Raw genomic sequence first — 18,951 nt, 5'->3', positions numbered from 1 at the left:
TGTCAACGTTGTGTTGCTTGATGCTGCGCTTTTGCTACTGACCTGTTGAATACTGCCCTGTTTGATACGTTGCGGGCGACACCGCCCAATCGTCGCGCTAGCGGACTCTGCGACAGAGGCAGGGACATTGCCTACTGGGAATCGCCACTGTTGACCTTCAGCGAGCCAGCTACTCGGCCTTTGCGGCCGCCTCGACTGCTGCAGCGATCGTCGGCGCGACCGCAGGGTTAAAGACCGTCGGAACGATATAGGCCGGCGACAGCTCATCCTCGGTCACAATGGCTGAGAGTGCTCGTGCGGCAGCAAGCTCCATCTTGGCGGTGATCTTTGTCGCGCCAGCATCCAACAGCCCGCGAAAGAATCCCGGGAAGACCAGGACATTGTTGATCTGATTTGGCTCATCGCTGCGCCCAGTCGCCACCACCGTCGCGATCCTACGCGCAACCGATGGATCAATCTCTGGGTCTGGGTTGGCGAGTGCAAAGACGATGGGATCCGGGGCCATCATCCGTAGGTCATTCTCCGTGATCAGGTTCGGGCCCGACACCCCAATGACCACATCCGCACCTTGCAACGCCAAATGCAGATCGCCCTGTAGCCCCGTAGGATTCGAATGCTCAGCAACCCAAAGCCTACTCTCGTCGAGATCGGTTATCGAAGAGTCGAGAATGCCGTCGCGATCGACGGCGATCAGGTTGCCGACACCCTCGTCGATCAGAAGCTTTGCAATGGCGACGCCGGCGGCGCCAACACCAAGTACCACCACCGTGGCTTCACTCAGGCTCTTGTTCACCACTCGCAAGGCATTGAGCAGGGCTGCAAGAACGACGATCGCCGTCCCGTGTTGATCATCGTGGAATACCGGGATATCGAGCAGCTTGCGCAGACGGCGCTCAACCTCAAAGCATCGAGGCGCCGAGATATCTTCGAGATTGATGCCCCCGAATACCGGCGCAATCATCTGGACAGCCTGGACGATGTCATCGACAGCCTGGGAGGCCAAGCAAACCGGCCAGGCATCGACATCCCCGAATCGCTTGAACAACACCGCCTTGCCCTCCATGACCGGCAGTGCCGCCTCGGGTCCGAGATTTCCAAGGCCAAGTACCGCGGAACCATCGGTGACCACGGCAACACTGTTTCGCTTGATGGTCAGGTTCCTCGCTGCGCTATGGTCACGTGCAATTGCTAAGCAGACCCGCGCTACACCAGGCGTGTAGGCCATCGAGAGATCGTCCCTGGTCTTGAGTGGCACCTTCGACTCCGTCGCCAGCACACCTCCAAGGTGCAACAGCAAGGTGCGATCACTCATGGCTCGGACGGTCGCCCCGTCGATAGCCTCAACGCTTGCACGAAGCCGTGTGGCATGCTCTTCATCGGCCGCGTTACAGGTCACATCGACGACGAGACGCTCGCCACGTGACTCGACAGTGTCGAGCGCCGTGATTGCCCCTCCACCATCTGCGAGGACCGTCGTAATGGCACCAATCAGGCGCGAACTCGCAATCTCAACCCGCAATGTCACCGAAAATGAAGCACTTGGACTACCCACCATCACACCCTTCCGTCATCACATCTCACCCTGGCGCTGCCTCAAGGATAGGGCAAATTCCCGGTCGGCATCAACTTGGCAACCGATGCATCAAGACCAAAAGCCTATGCGCATAGGGTGACAAAACCGATGTGCCAACGTCGTCTATGGCATGTGTCGTGTGATCCGCTACCAGACTGGCTCACGAGCTCTACACTCACCATCGTGGGACCACTCCTCAACCGAAACCGGGGCATCGTTGGCATCGTCGTCGCGGCCGTGCTTTGGGGGTTTTCAGGGATCGCCGCCCAAGAACTTTTCAATCACTATCACCTACACCCCACCTGGCTCGCCGCCATCAGGGTTGGGGGAGCCGGTCTCTTGCTCGCGCTCTGGGCTGGGCCGCGTGGTCGCATCGAGGCACTCAAGCGTTTCACGAGTGACCGTAGACGGTTGATCACCATCATCGTGTTTGGCGTGGTCGCCCTTGACGGGGTGCAACTGACCTTCTTTTATGCCATTGCCCACGGCACCGCCGTCTCGGCCACGCTGCTCCAGTTCACCAGCCCAGTCTTGATACTTGGTTGGATCTCGCTACGACGCTTTGCCGCCCCGAAACCGCTGTTGGTGATGATGGTGGCCGCTGCGCTTGCGGGGGTTTTCCTGGTGGTAACCGATGGCTCGACGTCTGGCCTTGCGATTCCGATCGCTGGCTTCGCATGGGGCATTACCTCTGCTGTCTTTACCGCGTTCTACAATCTCTTGCCCCAAGAGTTACTCGCCAAGCACAACGCAGAAGTCGTTGTGGCCGGCGCCTTCTTGATCGGGTCCTTCTTCCTCGCACCCTGGCTGGTCTTCGACGCACCCACCGTCCTCACCATGCCTGAGTTGGGGCTCATCATCTTCGTTATCGTGGGTGGCACCGCGGTTCCCTTTCTGCTCTATCTGAGCGCTCTCGCCACCATCGCCCCACTCATCGCTAACGTCGTGGGAACCCTAGAGCCACTGACCGCGGCTATCGCATCCATCTTCTTCTTTCACCTTCGACCATCAATCGCTCTCATCGCTGGCGTCGTGCTAGTGTTGGGCTCAGTGGTGGGACTTTCCTGGTCCGATCGACGCCACGGACCCGTTGGTCAACTCGAGACACCAAGCGATTGATGGCATTCACCGTCAGTCAACCAGGTGAGCAGGTTCAGCAACCACGCCCAAAAAGGTACACTTTGTCCGACTTAGACCGCCCGTCTCTCTACACATGAGTTTGCTCAGAAACAATAGGGCCCAGATATCTCGGTATGAAAGCGAAGATCTCGTCGCTGCTCTTAGTTACGATGCGACGCTCGGGATTCTTGTTATCTGCCTTAGCTCACTCGATAATCCCTTGGTTAAGTCCGCTCACGCTGCAGTAGATACGCCGCCGTAAGTATTTCGTGACAAGGGCATGGAACCAACACTTCACCTGAAACTGAGACCTAGGGAGGTTGGCTTGAAGTGGAAGATTAATCTCGGATGTGCCAATCACCTTACTCTCATCGACTTCGTCTTATGGGCTGCGTAGTTATTAAGGACAATGTGAACTCTGCAGCTTTTTGGGTACTTTCTCGTCGATGAGCTTTAGCAACTGAATTGAACGCTATGACCCTATGGGCAACCGTCATCTGAGTGATGACCTTGCTCCAGGCGACATCGAGGGTTCACACCGTGACTGGAGATCCCATTTTGGTTATACCGCGAACACATACCTCCAAGTGCGTGATTCGAAGCCTCATTTAGCGAGTCTCGCCCTCTATGATCCAAATTCTGAACCATAACTGAACAGCAAATGTTGCCAGGGCTACTCTGCCAGGAGCAACGTCACTACCTGCCCTCAGGGAGGAATTCGCGAGCCACTGTGATGCACATACCTCAGTCGGTCGCCGCAAGTTGCTGTTCGCGACGGTATTCCCTCATATGCGCCACCAGCTACGGCACCTCATGAGAAATCTATTGCAAAGGGTGTCGTGTATAGTCCTTGCGTTCCGCACCAGCCTCTGTAACTCAACTAACAGATGCCAGCTACGCATGTCTAACCACCAAACTCGTCAGCACGTTGGCGTCAGGCGCAACTCACTGCTGTCCGGCGACAAACTTTGCGCTGTTGAAGCCCGTCGCGTCTGACGTCATCGCACTCACGCCGCACCGACCCTACCCCGTCACCGGTGCTGCTTCAAAACTGACGGTATCGGCATAAGAACCTCCTACGCCGAGGACCTCGGAGGAGGGGCCACCACAGGTGACGAGAGCCAAGCTTAGGAGACCCTGGTTGGTGAAAGGCTGTGGGTGAGCCACGGCATTGGGAGAAAGGGAAGGTCAGGTTATGATCTGCCAGGTGGTCTCGTGTTCACCCCAGTTGAGCATCACTTGATCGCCAGGGACGAGTTGGCCGATCTCACCGCGTGCTCCTCCACCTTGACCAACCCAGTTCACATGGCCTGCAAGGAGTGTGACACCGGGACTTCTCGGGACGGTTGGGGTGTGTTCATGCCAACTGACGTGATAGACATCTGGGGGGAGATGGTGAGTGCTCCAATGGTTGGACTCTCAGCCAAGATAGGGACCGAGATGGAGATGGTGGCAACCTCGTTGCGAACGGTTGGGTTCTAAGGGACTGAGGTGAAGATCGGGGTAGTGAGTTTGGTGTTGGCGAGCTTGATGGCTGGTGAGTGATCCTTCACCGTTAGGCGATGGGTCTCGGCTTTCTGGGAGTTGTGGATCCCTTCATAGGTGCGCGCTACCCCAGCAGCTCAAGTTATGCGAGCAAAGATCGCCCTCATGGCCAACGAAGGCGTCAAACTTCAAGCTATCGCCGAGGAGCTGGCTATCTCCACCTTCGCGGTACACAAGTGAATCAAGAAATTCGCCCTCTATAGGGCAGTGACACTCGCCGATGCACCACGATCTGGGACTCGGCGAACCCACAGGGATGACAAGATCGGCGAGATCGTCGAACTCACTACCACGACTTACCCACCGGATGCCTCAACCCATTGGTCCACCAATACCATGGCAGCCGTGGCTGGCGTCTCTCTGGACGGTAGGGGGAATATGGCGGCCGTTCGGTCAAGAACTTTACTTGGTTGAGAGATCCATGCCCATCTTATGTTCCCTAAGCTCATGCGAAAAGGTCCAAGACGTTGCTGAGATTTACTTGAACCCTCCTGAGACAACCATTAACCTCTCGCGTTGACGAGAAGACCCAAATACGCGCGCATGAGCGCACCAAACCCATACGTTGCGATGGTGTAAGGGTTTTGCTGCGTCGAAGATGCGAGGATAAGCGCGGGTGACATCAGTAATCCCTGTGTGCGCTCTCGACGTCGTGACCGCCAAAGGTCATCACCTAGATGGCGGTTACCCATAGGGCGATGGAGTTCATTGCAATTCTTAGAGTTCATCGACAAGAACGTACCCAGGAGCTAGGCGTTCATGCTGTCCTTGACAACAACGGGGCCCATACGACCGAATCAGTCCGTAGGTGGTTACTGGCCCACCCGAGATTTCAGTTCCACTTCACGCCGACGTATTCATCTGCCGATGTCCCAGGTAGAGAGATGGTTCCCAGCCCTTACCACCAAGTACCTATAGCGCAGTGTTCATCACAGTGTGACCGAATTCAATGAAGGAATGACCCAGTGGGCAAAGGCCGCCAATACGAGGCCAAAGCCTTTTATCTTGACCACGAGTACCGACGATATCTTCCCTTCTATGCGAAGATATCCGGGTCCTATGAGTTCCGACTAGGAACGCTAGGCAAGAAAGTCACTCGCACCGACGGCACCAACCCCGCGCTGGCCAAGAATCATTAGCTTGGCCTGTGCGCTGGCGCGCAACGTCCCCTGCTCATCGCGAATACTGGAATCTGCCTTGACCACGTTGCGGCGGCGTTCAACAAAATGGCCCTCGATCGAGAGCAACTCACCAACCCGAATAGGAAGCACATAGCGCACCTCAAGCCGAGCCGTCACCGTGACAAACCCCATAGAGTAGGGCACATAGCTCGCCGCTTCATCCAAGATCGTCGCCGTGACACCACCGTGCAAAACGTCATCCCACCCAACGAAGCGCTCCTCGACCTGGTAACTCGCTCGCACGATGCCATCACCAGTCTCGGATGCGTCATCGATGTTGACAGTCACCCCTTCGCCCGTCACGAACGTCAGGTGCAGTCCGATGGGGTTTTTCGCCCCGCAGGCAAAACAGTTCACTTCACCCAATGATCACCACCTTGTCATCTACGATCGTTCCTCATCCACCACCACTCAGGCCTCATCCCGTCGAGCACTCGTTATGGTGCCGTCACAAGACACTGACCGAGCAACGGTCAAATACCCAGCCTATCGGTCACTCGACTCCCACAAGGAGCCCCGCTTACCGTGTGTCAACAACGCACCCACGGGCGCCAAAGGGTGTTGTCCCACCAATGGCCCCCCAGACAAGGATCGAAGAACTCGACAACGCTTTCAAGCCATACGTTCGGACCAACGCCGCAGACCTAGCACCTCTTGGTTCACTCCGTCAGTGACAGCGAGACAGCATCGGTCCCATCACGGCGCTTGGGTATGCCTCGAGCGCGTTACCAACGATATGACACCGCCGAGCACCATGAGTGCAGTGGCGACGACGAGCGACTCTGTCAAACCCGCATGAAACGAGCTATAGGCAGCGTTGATGACCCGATCGACAATCGGCCCATAGGTGTTAGCGGCACCACCCGTGTGCCCTGCGACCCCGCCCGTCTCTACTGCGTTAATCACCACTTGACGAAAGACCGGCGGTACGCCTAGCCGGGCGAGCTTCGCTGAAAGCCCTCCGGTCAGCTCACCATTAAGAAAGCTGCCCAAGATTGCCACACTCATCGTGATCCCAAGCGCCCGCATGGTATTCGTAGCAGCCGCGGCCATCCCGGAATGTTCTGGGGGCACGGTGGAGAGGGCGATGCTCGTGACCGGAACCACCACGAAGCCAAAACCTATGCCAGCGATAGCCAGGGTAATCGCCAACAACAGCGGGTGGGTCGGGCCCGAGAGTGCGTAGTCGGAGAGGGCGATGCCGATGGCCGCCAAGAACGCGCCAAGCCCCGTGAACACGCGCACGTTAGTGCCTCGCAACCAACGCCCTGATGCCAGTGAAGCCAGGATCATCGTCACCATCATGGCCGCAAACACGCCAGCGATCAGGTACGCGCTATCGCCCTTGACCACCTCGAGGTAGAGAGCGACGAAAAAGAAAATGGCGAAGATAGCGAAGTAGACGCTAAACGCCAACACCAGTGCCCCGCTAAAGGGAATATTACGCAAAAACCCAAGTCGAAAGAGCGGGTTACGAGCCCGATGCTCGGTCCAGGCAAAGCCGAGGGCACCGACGAAGGCCACGACGAAGCAGGCGATGATGATCGGTGCTCCGTATCCCCTCAATTCACCCTCAACGATCCCAACGACCAAGACCGCCAGTGCGACGGGACCGACGATGGACCCAAGCTTGTCGATAGCCCCAACGTCACGGTCCAAGCTCTCTGGCAGCACGCGAAACGCGAAGCCGACAGCGATTGCACCAGCAACGGCGTTAAACCAAAAAATGGTTGGCCAACCATCGAGACCAACCAAGATTCCTCCAAGCACCGGCCCGATCGCGAGGGCAAAGCTGGCCACCGCCGCCCACGTGCCGAGCGCCTTAGCTCGAGACGTCTCCTCGGGATAGAGGTGTCGCAGCATCGACAGGGTACCTGGCTCCGAAGCAGCTGCCCCGATGCCCATGATCACTCGAGCGATGATCAAAACAAGCGGCGAGGGCGCCAATGCAGCCACGATGGAACCGGCCACAAAGAGCATGAGCCCCGCCAACATCATCTTACGCCGACCATAGCGATCACCGATGGCCCCAAAGACCAGCATCAATGCGGCGAATGCGACCGCGTAGCCACCGATAACCCATTGCAGCTCATCGACACCCGCGTGAAGATGGCTTTGAATCGGGGCGAGTGCTACGGCGACGATCGTGGTGTCAAGGAACGTGAGAAACAGAACCCCGCTTAGAACAGCGAGGGCCCACCGCTGCTGTGAACGCTCCATCGCCTACGAATTCTTCTCAAATGCCGCGCACGCCGGCACCTTCGTTCCCTCGAGTGAGATCAGACCGCAGAAGCTGGCATCCCCCACCTTCCAGGCACCGCCAAGCTTCACCGCCTCACCGCTTTGATCTTTGAGGGCTGGTTGCCCACCGAGGTAAATGGTGTACACGACGCGAGCTGTCGAGGGCGAGATGATGGTCACCCTCGACACCTTTGCTGAAGTGCCCTTAGCAATACTTGATTGTGCCTGCGCGTCGATCACCGTCGCAAACTCGCTCCCATTTTGGAGCAGTTTGATCTTCGTCCTGGCTGGCGCCGTGCCATCAAAGAAGGTCACGAACGCCCGTTGGATCTGTGTCTTTGATGAGAGTGGTTTCGCGTTAGATTCGATCGTTCCGCTCGCCGTCGAGCCACACGCTGCCATGACCGCACTCGCCACCATGAGCGAGACACCCACGAACGCCACTTTCCGTCGACCCATTTGTCACCCTCTCATCAACCCCTGAGGCTCACGGCATCACCCCTCATCTGTGCGCCTCAACCAAAGGCTAGTTCCTAACCAATATTTTATTTGCTATTAGCAAATAAAATGTCTTTCGGCAAATGCATTGTGGCATAAGTTCCCAACTACCGTTCAATCGAGCGCCTAAACGGTAACGATGTGGAACCTCGCTGTGCCAAACCTGTCCCGTCCCAAGCGTCTTGGAGTTAGGCCCTCGTTCCGGTGATCCGAGCCTCCACAATGGAATTGCCTCCGTCGACGACGACAAGCTGACCGGTGAGATAGGACAGCCCCGGAAGACAAAGGGCCGCGATGACCGACGCCACCTCCTCTGGGAAGCCCGAGCGACCGAGCGGTGCGGCCCGACCGAAGCCGATCTCATCTTCACTGGCAGAGCCAGTGGCGATCCAACCAGGTCCTACGGCGTTCACGGTCACCCCATAGGGCGCGGCTTCGAGCGCCATTGATCGGGTGAGCCCTAGCATCGCGGCCTTCGCCGTCGCATAGATCGCATGCCCGGGCATGGAATTGACCGGGCCAGTGGTCGAGGCAACCATGATGATACGGCCCCAACCACGTGCTTTCATCCTCCCCACAACAGCCTGCGACACAAGAAAGGCGGTGTCGAGATTGCGTTCAAGACCAAGGTGCCACTCGGTCAACGTCAGTGACTCGACCTCTGCCACGGTGTCTGATCCCTGAGCAACCGAGGTCATCCCAGCATTGTTGACCACGACATCGACCGGCCCATAGGTCGACAAACACGCCTGGCGCAATAGATCGATCGCATCTGCATCCGTCAGGTCAGACACAAATCCAGCCGCCTCGACACCCCGATCACGCAGGGTCGCCACTCGATCGTGAATGCGTTCAGTCGTCGAGGTGATCATGACCCGTGCACCAAGCTCACCAAGGGCCAAGGCCGTCGCAGCTCCTATCCCGGTTGCCGATCCTGCACCGGTGACGAGCGCCACCTTCCCATCTAAGTCACCCAAGATTGTCATTATTTTCCCAACTTCCATTGCGCCATCATCAACGCAAATCATCGAACCCTAACGCTTAGCAACGACCCTGTAACAATCAATCGGAGATCGCCAACAAGCTCACACCACGAAACCGGCCCTGATATTACGACCGGGTTCCCAGCAACAAGATCTCTCACAACCCGGTTTTCGGTCTAGCTGAAGGAGCGGAAACCAGATCCGAGGAGCGCCCCAAAGTCGACATCTGGATGATCACGCTCAACGGTCTGGAGGCGTACAGCACTTTCAAAGAGTGCCAGGAGCGTGCCGTCACCCCGGCGTAAGACGCGCACGCCAGGGATTCTCCCCATCTCAGCAACTCCGTCTGGGCTTACCATTCGAGCCACTCGATACGGGGTAGAGAGAAACTCGACAATGGCGCCAAACTCGTGTTCCATCCGATAGTGAAACACCTCAAACTGCATTTCGCCAACGGCTGCCAGAACGGGAAGGGGGTCCCCATCCAACTCATGGAGCACTTGCAGCACCCCTTCGCGTTCGAGTTGGTCGAGACCTTTGCGAAACTGTTTTGCCCGCCCCGGATCCTTGACACGGACGCGCCGAAAGATCTCGGGAGCGAACTGTGGAAACGAAGGGAAGACGACTGGGCTACTCGCATACAGCGCATCACCGATACGCACCTCGCCGGCATTGACCAACCCGATGACATCGCCAGGGAAGGCGGTCTCAATCGTTGAACGATCCGCCCCAAAAAGCGCGCTCGCGTACTTGGTCGAGAAGGTGCGGCCAGTCCCAGCGTGCGTCAGCGTCACACCCCGTTCAAACTTGCCAGAGCAGATCCGCACGAACGCGACGTGATCGCGATGCGAAGGATCCATGTTGGCCTGGATCTTGAAGACAAAGCCTGCCAACGGGGCGTCAAGGGGGCGCAATTCGTTGCCGACTGACCTGCGAGGACTTGGGGAGGGCACGAGATCGACCACTGCGTCGAGCAAGGCACGAACCCCAAAATTGTTCATCGCCGAGCCCACAAAAAGGGGACTCGTCTTGCCCTTCAGAAAACTCGGCTGATCGTGTGTGGCTCCCACCGCATCAAGGAGCGCGCACTCCTCAAGGGCACCAACCCAATCTGGACCTTCTTCGAGCGCAGCGGTTTCGGCATCGATGAGGGTCTCGGTCGCGACCGTTCTCCCACGCACGCTTCGCTCAAAGCGCGTGAACGTCCCGGTTGCGCGATCGATGACTCCTCGAAACTCACCTGGTATGCCTACCGGCCATGTCATTGGCGTCGGCCGAACTCCAATCTGATCTTCGATCTCATCAAGCAATTCGAGCGGTGATCTCCCAGGGCGGTCAAACTTGTTGAGGAAGGTCAGCATCGGAAGTCCTAGCGATCGACAGACCTCAAACAGCTTGAGTGTCTGCGCCTCGATACCCTTAGCGACATCGAGCACCATCACCACGGCATCAACTGCGGTCAACACCCGATAGGTGTCCTCCGAGAAGTCCCGGTGTCCGGGGGTATCGAGCAGGTTGATCAAGCTATCCCGATATTCGAACTGCAGGGCGGTGGAGGTGACCGAAATCCCACGCTCCTGCTCCATCGCCATCCAGTCGGACCGGGTGTCACGCCGCCCCACCCTGGCCTTGACGGTACCAGCCTCAGCGATGACGCCCGCATAGAGCAAGAACTTCTCCGTGAGGGTGGTCTTACCAGCATCAGGGTGGCTAATGATCGCAAAGGTCCGTCGCCGTGCGGCCTCAGTCAGAATCTCCTGCCTGTCTGCCTCATCCATCGACATCACTCCGCCACATTCATAGTTATCATCAGTTCGTTCACCGGACAATCCGCAATCTGGCGCCCGATACCTATCGCCAGTACCGGCCAGTCCCAGGCCGGCCACTCTTGCCTTGCCAGGTCGCGGCACTATCAGCCCTCGATAGCAAGCTCAGATTCTACCCGCTATACACCTGATATCTCTCCTTGGCCGGACGAGCAAGCTAACAGCACCATCCTCCGAAATCAGCAATCCGAAGTACAAAGAAAACCGACGCCCCGCACAACCGAACGGTGCGGCCCGTCCATGCTTTGATCCAGAGGCGGACGAGCCCACGCCTCGACCCAATACCAGCGCAGCGTCACAGTACACAGGCGAGCTACGACACACGCCGCTGTGCACCCAGGAGAGGGGGTGTAGTCCGTCCCTCGGCACAATGACATGCATATACGAGGCAGGAGCGGTCGTACTACCCGTCTCTTCCCGGTGCACGGTCGCCCAAAGCGCCACACATTGGGCAAAACCTGGAACGAGATGGCACTGGCACCTTATCGTCGCGACCGGGCTTGCCGATCAACCGCCATCGTCACCATCCCGAACATCGCAGATATCAACGGTAACCATGGTGTAACTACGGCGACCCCGAGGTACTGCCAACAGCCAGGATTCCGGTGTCCAAGATCCCATCAGACGAGCTCCATTCCTCACACGATCAAGAGGCCGGCATAGCAATCATCCACCACAAGTGACACTTGGTGGCATAGTACACGAGTATGGGGCTTGACCGATTCCGATCAAGCCCCACAACAAAACGCTATACTCCTGAAGCCGTTAAGCCCAATACGATGAACTCTCCCAAGATGGTGAAGTCAGTGGCACCAGCGAGCTACCGTCATCGGGACTCGCCACGATGCCACCAACGTTACACAATTATTGCTGTGCCCGTTCGATTGCCTCGTCAGTTTGTTTGCTTCCACTACCGGAGGCGACACCCCAATAGTAGAACCCGATTGCGAGCACAATCACAACCACCAGATCCCAAGGGTAGTGGATGAGGCCATGAAGCTTATTGTACTGACCGCCAAAGCGCGCCGACCCAAAGTAGGTCTCAAGAAGCGAAACCACGATGAAGGCGACGAGCCAGATCCCTTGCTTCCAGGCTTTGAGATCGATCTTGGCCAGATCATGGCGGGCAGCCGACACAATCAAGTAAATAATAATGCCGATCGCATAGCCAACGGTGAGCTTCCAGACCGTCTCCCAGCCGCTCCAATAAATGATGAGCGCTCCCATCACGTAGGCGATCGGAGAGATGATGCTCGCTCCACCCAGACGATACGGCCGAGGTGCGGATCCGTGATGACGCCGGAATACCGCCAACGACACCGGCCCCATAATGTAAGTAAAAACCGTCGCAGAAGAGATGACCCCCACCAGATCCTGCCAGGTCGGGAACGGCAACAGAAAGATGGCTGACGCGATCAACGTTGCAATCGTAGGAATGAGCGGGATTCCGGTCTTGTCTGAAATCTTCTTCCAGGAACGGCCGAGGTAACCGTTGCGCGCACTCCCAAGAATCACACGCGGAGTCGAGGCGAAGTAAACCAACCCAGTCCCCGACGGAGAGAGAACGGCATCAGCATAGAGAATGGTAGCAAGCCACCCGAGGCCGATCGCGGACGCGACCTGTGCAAATGGCGAACTCAGGCTTAGCGCTGCCCAACCATGAGTGAGATCACCCTTTGGAACCGCCGCGATAAACACGACCTGGAGCAGCACGTATACCGCCATACCGGCCAGCAATGCCGTCAGGATCGCACGAGGCGCATCCCGTTGGGGATTCTTGGCTTCTGCTGCCATCTCCACGGCCTGGCGAAAGCCCAGGAAGGAGAAGACGATGCCGGCGGTCGACACTGCAACGAGCACCCCGGCCGTACCATAGGGCGCAAAGCCGTGGGTAGCGGGCGCCGAGTAGTTCGACCAGTCTTTGGCGACGAAGAGGACCACCAGAATCGTCAACGTCGGGGTTAAGAATTTCAAGAACGTGACGAAGCTATTGACCTTCGCGTAGAGCTTGACGCCATAGACATTCAACAGAAAGAACACCACCAAGAGCGCCGCTTCCACAATGAAGGCGACGGGTTGATGAGCATCGAAACTCCCGTTCACCGTCTTGCCAAAGCCCTTAATGTAGTGCGACGCGTACTGGACTACCGCCTCAGCCTCGATGGCCGGGACCGAAGCATACGCGATGAAGGCCGCCCAACTCACGATGAAGCCCACCAGTGGCCCATGTGAGTATTGCGGATAACGAGTGGCACCACCAGCCTCAGGGAGGAACCCTGAGAGCTCCGCATAGACGAGCGCTATAAAGAGGCAGGCGACACCACCAATAACCCATGAAATAATTGCTGCAGGTCCGGCTGTCTGTGCCGCATAGAGCACTGCAAACAGCCACCCAGATCCAATGATGGCACCGAGTCCTGCAAAACTCAGATCCAGGTAGGACATCTCCCGCCGCAGACGTCCTGTCTTTTGTTGATCAGTTTGCACATATCCCCCTTGTACGTTACCGAACAGCCAACCATAGTCGGCCGTTACCGAATACCATAACATACCCGTGCAATACTGTCTAGTTGATCGCTGGACCTACACAAAGCGTTCACAATCCCTGGCCTCACGAGGAACCGCAATGGCACACGTCACACACTCTGCAAGGACCAACCCAATACCCCGGCAAACCCTGTCCGATCAAGTGCCCTACCGCTTACGGCTGCGACGACGTAGCTGCCAGGCCGCTCAGCCTACCCCGGGGGCTGTCCACCTGACGATGCCCGGCCCACCATCGCAGAATCACGGACCTGGAACACTTGGTTCGATCCACAATAGGGAAGCTCGTCATCCAGATTGTGCCGTACCGGCACCCGACGCATACTCGCTCGCAAACGGCCAAGGCTTGCTAATTGTCGCACCAGATCGACTGACATAGGTCAGTGCCTCTGGGGTTCCAACAGAACTCAGCTGCACCTTCGTCGCGACGATGTAGCCTACCCTGACGGCGTTGCTCTCGGGAGACAGCAACGACAACGAGGCTGATTTTGGGGAGATTCGAGTAAGAAGGTTCTTGATCAACCCGATAGCAACCGTCGCGGCGCGACCAGTGGACCGTAAGCGGATGGATACCACGGGCCATCCGAGATGCCTCGAACGATCAGCCACGGGACCCCAAATCGTGCGTTCGTGCAGGCAAACCCCATGCCCTCGTTCCCGCCGGCATCGGTCTTGTCTAGTGCATTCTGGATCTCTTGATCGGCCAAAAGCTCGGTCCACTGATTGGCGCTGCCGATCACTCCAACTAAGACGCGGTTGCGAAGCACCCCGTGGAGCCTCTTCTCCCCCGTCGCCGCGGCAAGTGGGATGGAACCCAAATTCGATCCTTCATCAACTGCATCGCGCATCAGCTGAGCAGAGGTGGCGAGGTCCTCAAGGTAGACGTAGCTCTTCGACACCGATGACGGACCTAACCCAAAGCTCTTCGCATCTCGCGAAGTTGGGCTACGTTGCCCAGGGCCGCCAACGAGTGTGCCCGACAGGTTCGATTAGGAGGTAATCTACATCTCCACGCCGGTGTATGGGGAGAGAAAACCCCGATCATTGAAGTGAATCGACAACCTATCGAGCACGTACGCTCCCAGTACTACGTCCCCGACATTGACCGCAGAATTTCTGGAACCAGCGATACCAGTGAGGAGTGCCGCTCGAAGAGCAAGATGCGAATCCATGATCGTTGTTGCTATTTCGGCTGCATACTCTTTCTCGCCGGATCGCACCTCAACCACGGGAATGCCGTTGGGGGTGCTGGACGCACCAAGAACCAACTCCCACAACCGTTACTGAATACCCTTACCCATAACTTGCCCACCTTGTCGGTCGTCCACCGCATGCGCTAAACCGAACCATTTCCCAAAGGTTGATGGGCCATTCCGCACGAAACGGGTGATCCACCCTGCGGTGTCGGGAAACACACATTCGATCTCTCCCACAACGACGTTATCGATGCTCTACCCACACCCTGTGACGGTGACCCTTCGAAGCTGCGTGGGCAGCGGGAACGAGCCAGCCACCAAAACGACAAGGCGAGTCTTTAACACGTGATGTGAGCCACCAGCCATGAACCCCTAAGGCTACTTCTCGACAATGCCAGTCGCGACGCCTTTCGTTGCACACCAACGAGACCGCTTGGCCACCATCGAGCGAACCTTGAGTACTAGAATTCCATAACCCAGTTAGGAGCTGACCGGCCTTGACCGCGACCTGAGCGTAAGCAGCCGGCGGACGAGAAGAGCTGGAAGCCAACCTTCCAGGAAGGCGAGAACCAGAGCGATCACTACCAACAGGAACCCAAGACCAGCCGGCAGTCCCGCCAAGAGGGCAACGACACGAACCGACCCAGAGAGATGGGCACCAACGGCACCTTGTACGAAACCAGCGGCCCAGCCAAGGAGCACCGCGACACCAGCAAGGCTCGGTCGCAACCAGATCGCCAACACCACCCCGATCAGATAACCGGCCCACCACAATCCGATGACGTTGGCAAGATAGGCGATGAGCGCACCAGCGATGATAAGGATAACGGCCCATGGTGATCGGATCATGACGATGGCTCCAGTATCCAAGTGGCAATGCTCGGCTGTGTACCGAGCCCGAACGGAAGATAGTGACCATCAAACCAGTCGGCAATCTGGTTCTCGTACCACGGGGAAAGCGGGTTCTCAGACTGGCCTCCCGGGTAGATCGCGTACCCCCGATCTCCGAACGCAACAATCATGCGCCAGCTGGGCCCAGCCTCGGAGAGTAGATCGCCGTCCGCTGCATCAACGGTCCAAGCATCCCCCGAAGATCCCCGCGGCCCATACGACAGCCCTGCCACGCCGCTCAGCGAAGGGAACTCACGAAAATGCAGTCGGTCCCAGTGCCAGTTGCTTTGATTGACGCCAAACTTTCGGGCAAGTGTCGTGACCGCCTGCCCAAGTGCCTCTCGTGCTACCGTCGACGCCGTCACCGAGTGTCTATCCCCAGGTGGGGTGAAGAATGGACTCGATGGTTGCGACAGATCCATGTATTGGAGATCCTCCACCAACGGCGCGTTGAGCTGGTTGACCACCAGCGAGCTCCCCGCCGGCTCGGGAACCCGATATCTAGAAAACCACGGGCCAAACGTGTCGTGAATCTCGTCGCCAAGGAAAGTCCACCAGATGGTTGCTGCCGTCGAGGACGCCCCCATAGAACCATTCCAGCGACTCAGGGTCTGCACGGCCAAAGCGACCGAGGGGGGTTCGTGGACATCGCGGAACTGTCGCACGAGCCAGGGCACGAGCTGGGTCGCCAGATAATCGGTCACCGAGTTCTGGAGGTGGGCAACATCGCCAGGACTGATCTTGCCCTTCTTGGACAGCACTGCATGGATCTCATCGGCTCGATAGCCGTTAGCAAAAAAGTTAAACGAGGTCCCGATGTAATACGGGTAGTTGGCAGTGACAGGTCGCTGATTCGCACTGAAGACAAAGCCGGACTTTGGGTCATAGCTCTGGGGGATCGCACTGTAGGGGATCGATCCGACGATCCGATCTCCATCATCGCCGTTCATGACCAGCCACGGATCACGAGCACTGAGAATTGGGTAGTAACCAGCCGAAATCATCCCAATGTTGCCATGGCGATCACCGAACACAAAGTTCTGTGACGGGGCTCTCCACTCAGCGAGTGCTGCCTTGAACTGCGACCAATTCGAAGCATGTAGAACACCCATGAGAGAGGCAAAATCCTTTGACACCTGCGCCCCGAGCCAATCAACCGCCACCTTGACACCGTGAATCGAGATGATCGGACCGTTGACGGTCGTGTCAACCACCAGATGACGTGACGGCTCGCCCTTGACCTTGACGATATAGCTATGATGGCCAAACGGCACCCAGGCCCCATGCAGCAAATAGTCCCCGGGGTGTGATTTGCTCGTGGTCTCCTGGTAAAAGAAGGTCGATTGGTTCTGCACATCGGTCTCGCTCCACGCGATAGAGTGATTCCTCCCGATCAAAATGATCGGTAACCCCGGTACCGTCACCCCAGCAAAGCTGATACCAGGCGCATGGGCATTGACCCAGTACCAGACGGCAGGAAGTGTCTGGTTGAGATGCGGATCACCAGCGACGATGGCGTTGTGAGTCGAGGACCGGGATCCGGCGACTGCCCAATTGTTCGAGTTTGAAAACGAATGGATCTCTCCAGGAAGAAGCTTGGCACTGGTCCGGATGATCGACTGCAGTGAGGCGAGTAGGGTTGGACTCACAGTGGTCGGCGGGTCAACTGGGATGTCATGAGTTGCGCGATACGGTCCCGGATCATACGGCGACTGTGGGTTCTTCGCTATCACCGGGAAAAGGTCCATTGTCCGCTGGTAGCCCAAATGCCCCACAAGGATCGAATAATCCACTGGATTCTGCGAATAGTCGAGCGTTTGCGTCAGATAGCCCTGCACCAACATCGAATCAACCGGTGTCCACGGCGCCGGCGTGTAATCGAGAAGTCGGAACTCGACCGGTAGCTGGTGGTGGCTGATATCGTAGGCTCGCGCCGCGTTGACACCGTCGGAAAAGACCTGCAAGATCGTGCGGTCTGTCGAGGGTAAGGCAGCGTAGTTAGCTCTGGCTGTTCTCAACAGTCCAAGACGTAGCTCAAAGACGTCGGAGGTCAGGTAGTTAGGCCCAAGGACCGCTGAAAGCTGGCCAGACGCCTCACGCCGGATCAGATCCATCTCAAATAGTCGATTCCTCGCCTCGAGGTAGCCCATCGCGAACCACAATGCGCGCTGGCTTGCGGCGCGAATGTCCGGGATGCCCTGAGCAGAGTACGAGATGGTCACTGCTCCCGGCAGACCAGCGACATGAATGGAAGACGAGGTCGGAAGGGCAGCCCTGGCACCGACGTTGAGCGCGCCGGTTGCCGGGTCAAGGGTCGCGCCAAGCGGCGGGACGGTCGCCACACCTTCGACCTGGACGAATACGAGTACGACGAGCCCGACAACAGCGAGGATCAATCCCACAAGACCACGCCACTTCACAATTCCCCCTGACCAAAGACTCGCCCGAGCATAGCAAAGAAGAGCTAGCTTGAAAAGTCACTGCCCTGAGGACTTGAAGGGCACGACATATTCCCCTTGGCTGGTCGCGGCTGATGAGCACTGTGCCTGAAGGGAGGGCACCAGACGTGACTCAGGTAATTGTTGGGACTCTGCAAGCGTGCCGGCGAGCGCCTGCCAGTTGGTGCTCGTCGCAGCAGCCAGGTTGGCTGGCGACACCGCCTCCGAAAGCAGCAATTCGGCACGGGCAAGATCTGCACGCGCCTTAGCTCCAGTCGTTGCCTTGGATGCATCGTAGAGTCGAATCGACCGATGGACGAGAACACAGGCTTGGGTTGCATCCGATGTAGCGCTGGCCCCACAAGAGGACAGGAGGCCGCCCGTCGCCACCAGTGAAATGAGGAGTCCTAACCATAACGGCACTCTTTTGACCCGATACGGGGGTTTGACCCAACCAGAGCGCACCATGTGACCCAGGCTATCGGTAAGAGCCCAGCTTTGATAACGTAGAGGCATGGATTCTCTCTTTGGCCCAGACTCCGCAGTATGGCGGTTGCACAGCGATTTTTCAGGTCTGATCGGCGGGCTCCGCGCGCTGGCGGTACAAGCGTTAGAGCCGGGCGCACTCGCTGGAGTTCGCCAGTTTTCTCGCTTTGGGGACCACCCCGATCGACGACTCAATGAAACGATCGACTTCATCGACACCGTCACTTACGCTCCACTCGATGAGGTCAAGGCGGCCATCAACGCAGTCCGCACGCTACACGAGCCAGTCCATGGTGCCGTGCCAGAAACTGGCTCACCGTTTTCGGCCAACGACCCTTACCTGCTGTCCTGGGTCCACAATGCGATGGTCGAATCAGTGAGCTTGGCCTATCTGAGTTTTCACCCGGATAACCCACCTTCGCTGCTCGAT

At 57.6% G+C, this 18,951-nt stretch carries 15 protein-coding genes; 3 read left to right on the top strand and 12 right to left on the bottom strand.

What is annotated here, in order from left to right; translation table 11 throughout:
- Positions 1-169: 169 nt before the first annotated feature.
- Positions 170-1,552 (bottom strand): NAD-dependent malic enzyme, encoded by a 1,383-nt coding sequence (locus MP439_02930; GenBank protein ID MCI2975013.1) that lies wholly within the window; start codon positions 1,550-1,552, stop codon positions 170-172.
- Positions 1,553-1,756: 204 nt separating this feature from the next.
- Between MP439_02930 and MP439_02925 the strand changes: the two genes are divergently transcribed.
- Together MP439_02925 and MP439_02920 are read left to right on the top strand one after the other, a co-directional pair.
- The gene (locus MP439_02925) at positions 1,757-2,692 is read left to right on the top strand and encodes a DMT family transporter (GenBank protein ID MCI2975012.1); all 936 of its coding nucleotides are present in this window, start codon (positions 1,757-1,759) and stop codon (positions 2,690-2,692) included.
- Positions 2,693-3,850: 1,158 nt separating this feature from the next.
- Positions 3,851-4,174, top strand: a complete 324-nt coding sequence (locus tag MP439_02920; GenBank protein MCI2975011.1) for a hypothetical protein — start codon at positions 3,851-3,853, stop codon at positions 4,172-4,174.
- 1,142 nt (positions 4,175-5,316) lie between these two features.
- Here MP439_02920 and MP439_02915 read toward each other — a convergent pair.
- The 11 genes from MP439_02915 to MP439_02865 form a co-directional block, all read right to left on the bottom strand.
- The gene (locus tag MP439_02915) at positions 5,317-5,775 is read right to left on the bottom strand and encodes a PaaI family thioesterase (GenBank protein MCI2975010.1); all 459 of its coding nucleotides are present in this window, start codon (positions 5,773-5,775) and stop codon (positions 5,317-5,319) included.
- A 339-nt stretch (positions 5,776-6,114) separates the two neighbouring features.
- Positions 6,115-7,638: an MFS transporter gene (locus MP439_02910; protein MCI2975009.1), complete on the bottom strand. Its 1,524-nt coding sequence runs from the start codon at positions 7,636-7,638 to the stop codon at positions 6,115-6,117.
- A gap of 3 nt (positions 7,639-7,641) precedes the next feature.
- Complete coding sequence (locus MP439_02905) at positions 7,642-8,118, bottom strand: hypothetical protein (GenBank protein MCI2975008.1); 477 nt, start codon at positions 8,116-8,118, stop codon at positions 7,642-7,644.
- 227 nt (positions 8,119-8,345) lie between these two features.
- On the bottom strand, positions 8,346-9,143 hold the full coding sequence (locus tag MP439_02900) for an SDR family oxidoreductase (GenBank protein MCI2975007.1): 798 nt from the start codon (positions 9,141-9,143) through the stop codon (positions 8,346-8,348).
- A 173-nt stretch (positions 9,144-9,316) separates the two neighbouring features.
- A complete protein-coding gene (locus MP439_02895) occupies positions 9,317-10,918 on the bottom strand; it encodes a peptide chain release factor 3 (GenBank protein ID MCI2975006.1) in 1,602 nt (533 codons plus the stop codon).
- A 912-nt stretch (positions 10,919-11,830) separates the two neighbouring features.
- Entirely contained in the window at positions 11,831-13,453 is a 1,623-nt protein-coding gene (locus tag MP439_02890; protein MCI2975005.1) for an APC family permease, read from the bottom strand.
- A 575-nt stretch (positions 13,454-14,028) separates the two neighbouring features.
- Positions 14,029-14,409 (bottom strand): hypothetical protein, encoded by a 381-nt coding sequence (locus tag MP439_02885; GenBank protein ID MCI2975004.1) that lies wholly within the window; start codon positions 14,407-14,409, stop codon positions 14,029-14,031.
- 102 nt (positions 14,410-14,511) lie between these two features.
- Positions 14,512-14,730, bottom strand: a complete 219-nt coding sequence (locus MP439_02880) for a hypothetical protein (GenBank protein ID MCI2975003.1) — start codon at positions 14,728-14,730, stop codon at positions 14,512-14,514.
- Positions 14,731-15,186: 456 nt separating this feature from the next.
- Positions 15,187-15,576 carry a hypothetical protein gene (locus MP439_02875; GenBank protein ID MCI2975002.1) on the bottom strand — a complete coding sequence of 130 codons (390 nt, stop codon included), beginning with the start codon at positions 15,574-15,576 and terminating at the stop codon, positions 15,187-15,189.
- On the bottom strand, positions 15,552-18,017 hold the full coding sequence (locus MP439_02870) for a penicillin acylase family protein (protein MCI2975001.1): 2,466 nt from the start codon (positions 18,015-18,017) through the stop codon (positions 15,552-15,554). Before MP439_02870 ends, MP439_02875 begins: the two co-directional genes overlap by 25 nt.
- Positions 18,018-18,074: 57 nt before the next feature.
- Positions 18,075-18,458 (bottom strand): hypothetical protein, encoded by a 384-nt coding sequence (locus MP439_02865; GenBank protein ID MCI2975000.1) that lies wholly within the window; start codon positions 18,456-18,458, stop codon positions 18,075-18,077.
- Between the two features lie 91 nt (positions 18,459-18,549).
- Between MP439_02865 and MP439_02860 the strand changes: the two genes are divergently transcribed.
- Positions 18,550-18,951, top strand: a 402-nt coding sequence (locus MP439_02860; protein ID MCI2974999.1) for a DUF2236 domain-containing protein, incomplete at its 3' end; no start/stop codon positions are given.

The organism is Ferrimicrobium sp., assembly GCA_022690815.1.
GTDB lineage: Bacteria > Actinomycetota > Acidimicrobiia > Acidimicrobiales > Acidimicrobiaceae > Ferrimicrobium.
This window is presented reverse-complemented; position numbering and strand designations above follow the sequence as displayed.

What these genes read in the sequence shown, in the direction of transcription:
- MP439_02910 (MCI2975009.1), bottom strand. Translation starts at nt 7,638, where the DNA reads ATGGAGCGTTCACAGCAGCGGTGGGCCCTCGCTGTTCTAAGCGGGGTT.
- MP439_02905 (MCI2975008.1), bottom strand. Translation starts at nt 8,118, where the DNA reads ATGGGTCGACGGAAAGTGGCGTTCGTGGGTGTCTCGCTCATGGTGGCG.
- MP439_02900 (MCI2975007.1), bottom strand. Translation starts at nt 9,143, where the DNA reads ATGACAATCTTGGGTGACTTAGATGGGAAGGTGGCGCTCGTCACCGGT.
- MP439_02895 (MCI2975006.1), bottom strand. Translation starts at nt 10,918, where the DNA reads ATGGATGAGGCAGACAGGCAGGAGATTCTGACTGAGGCCGCACGGCGA.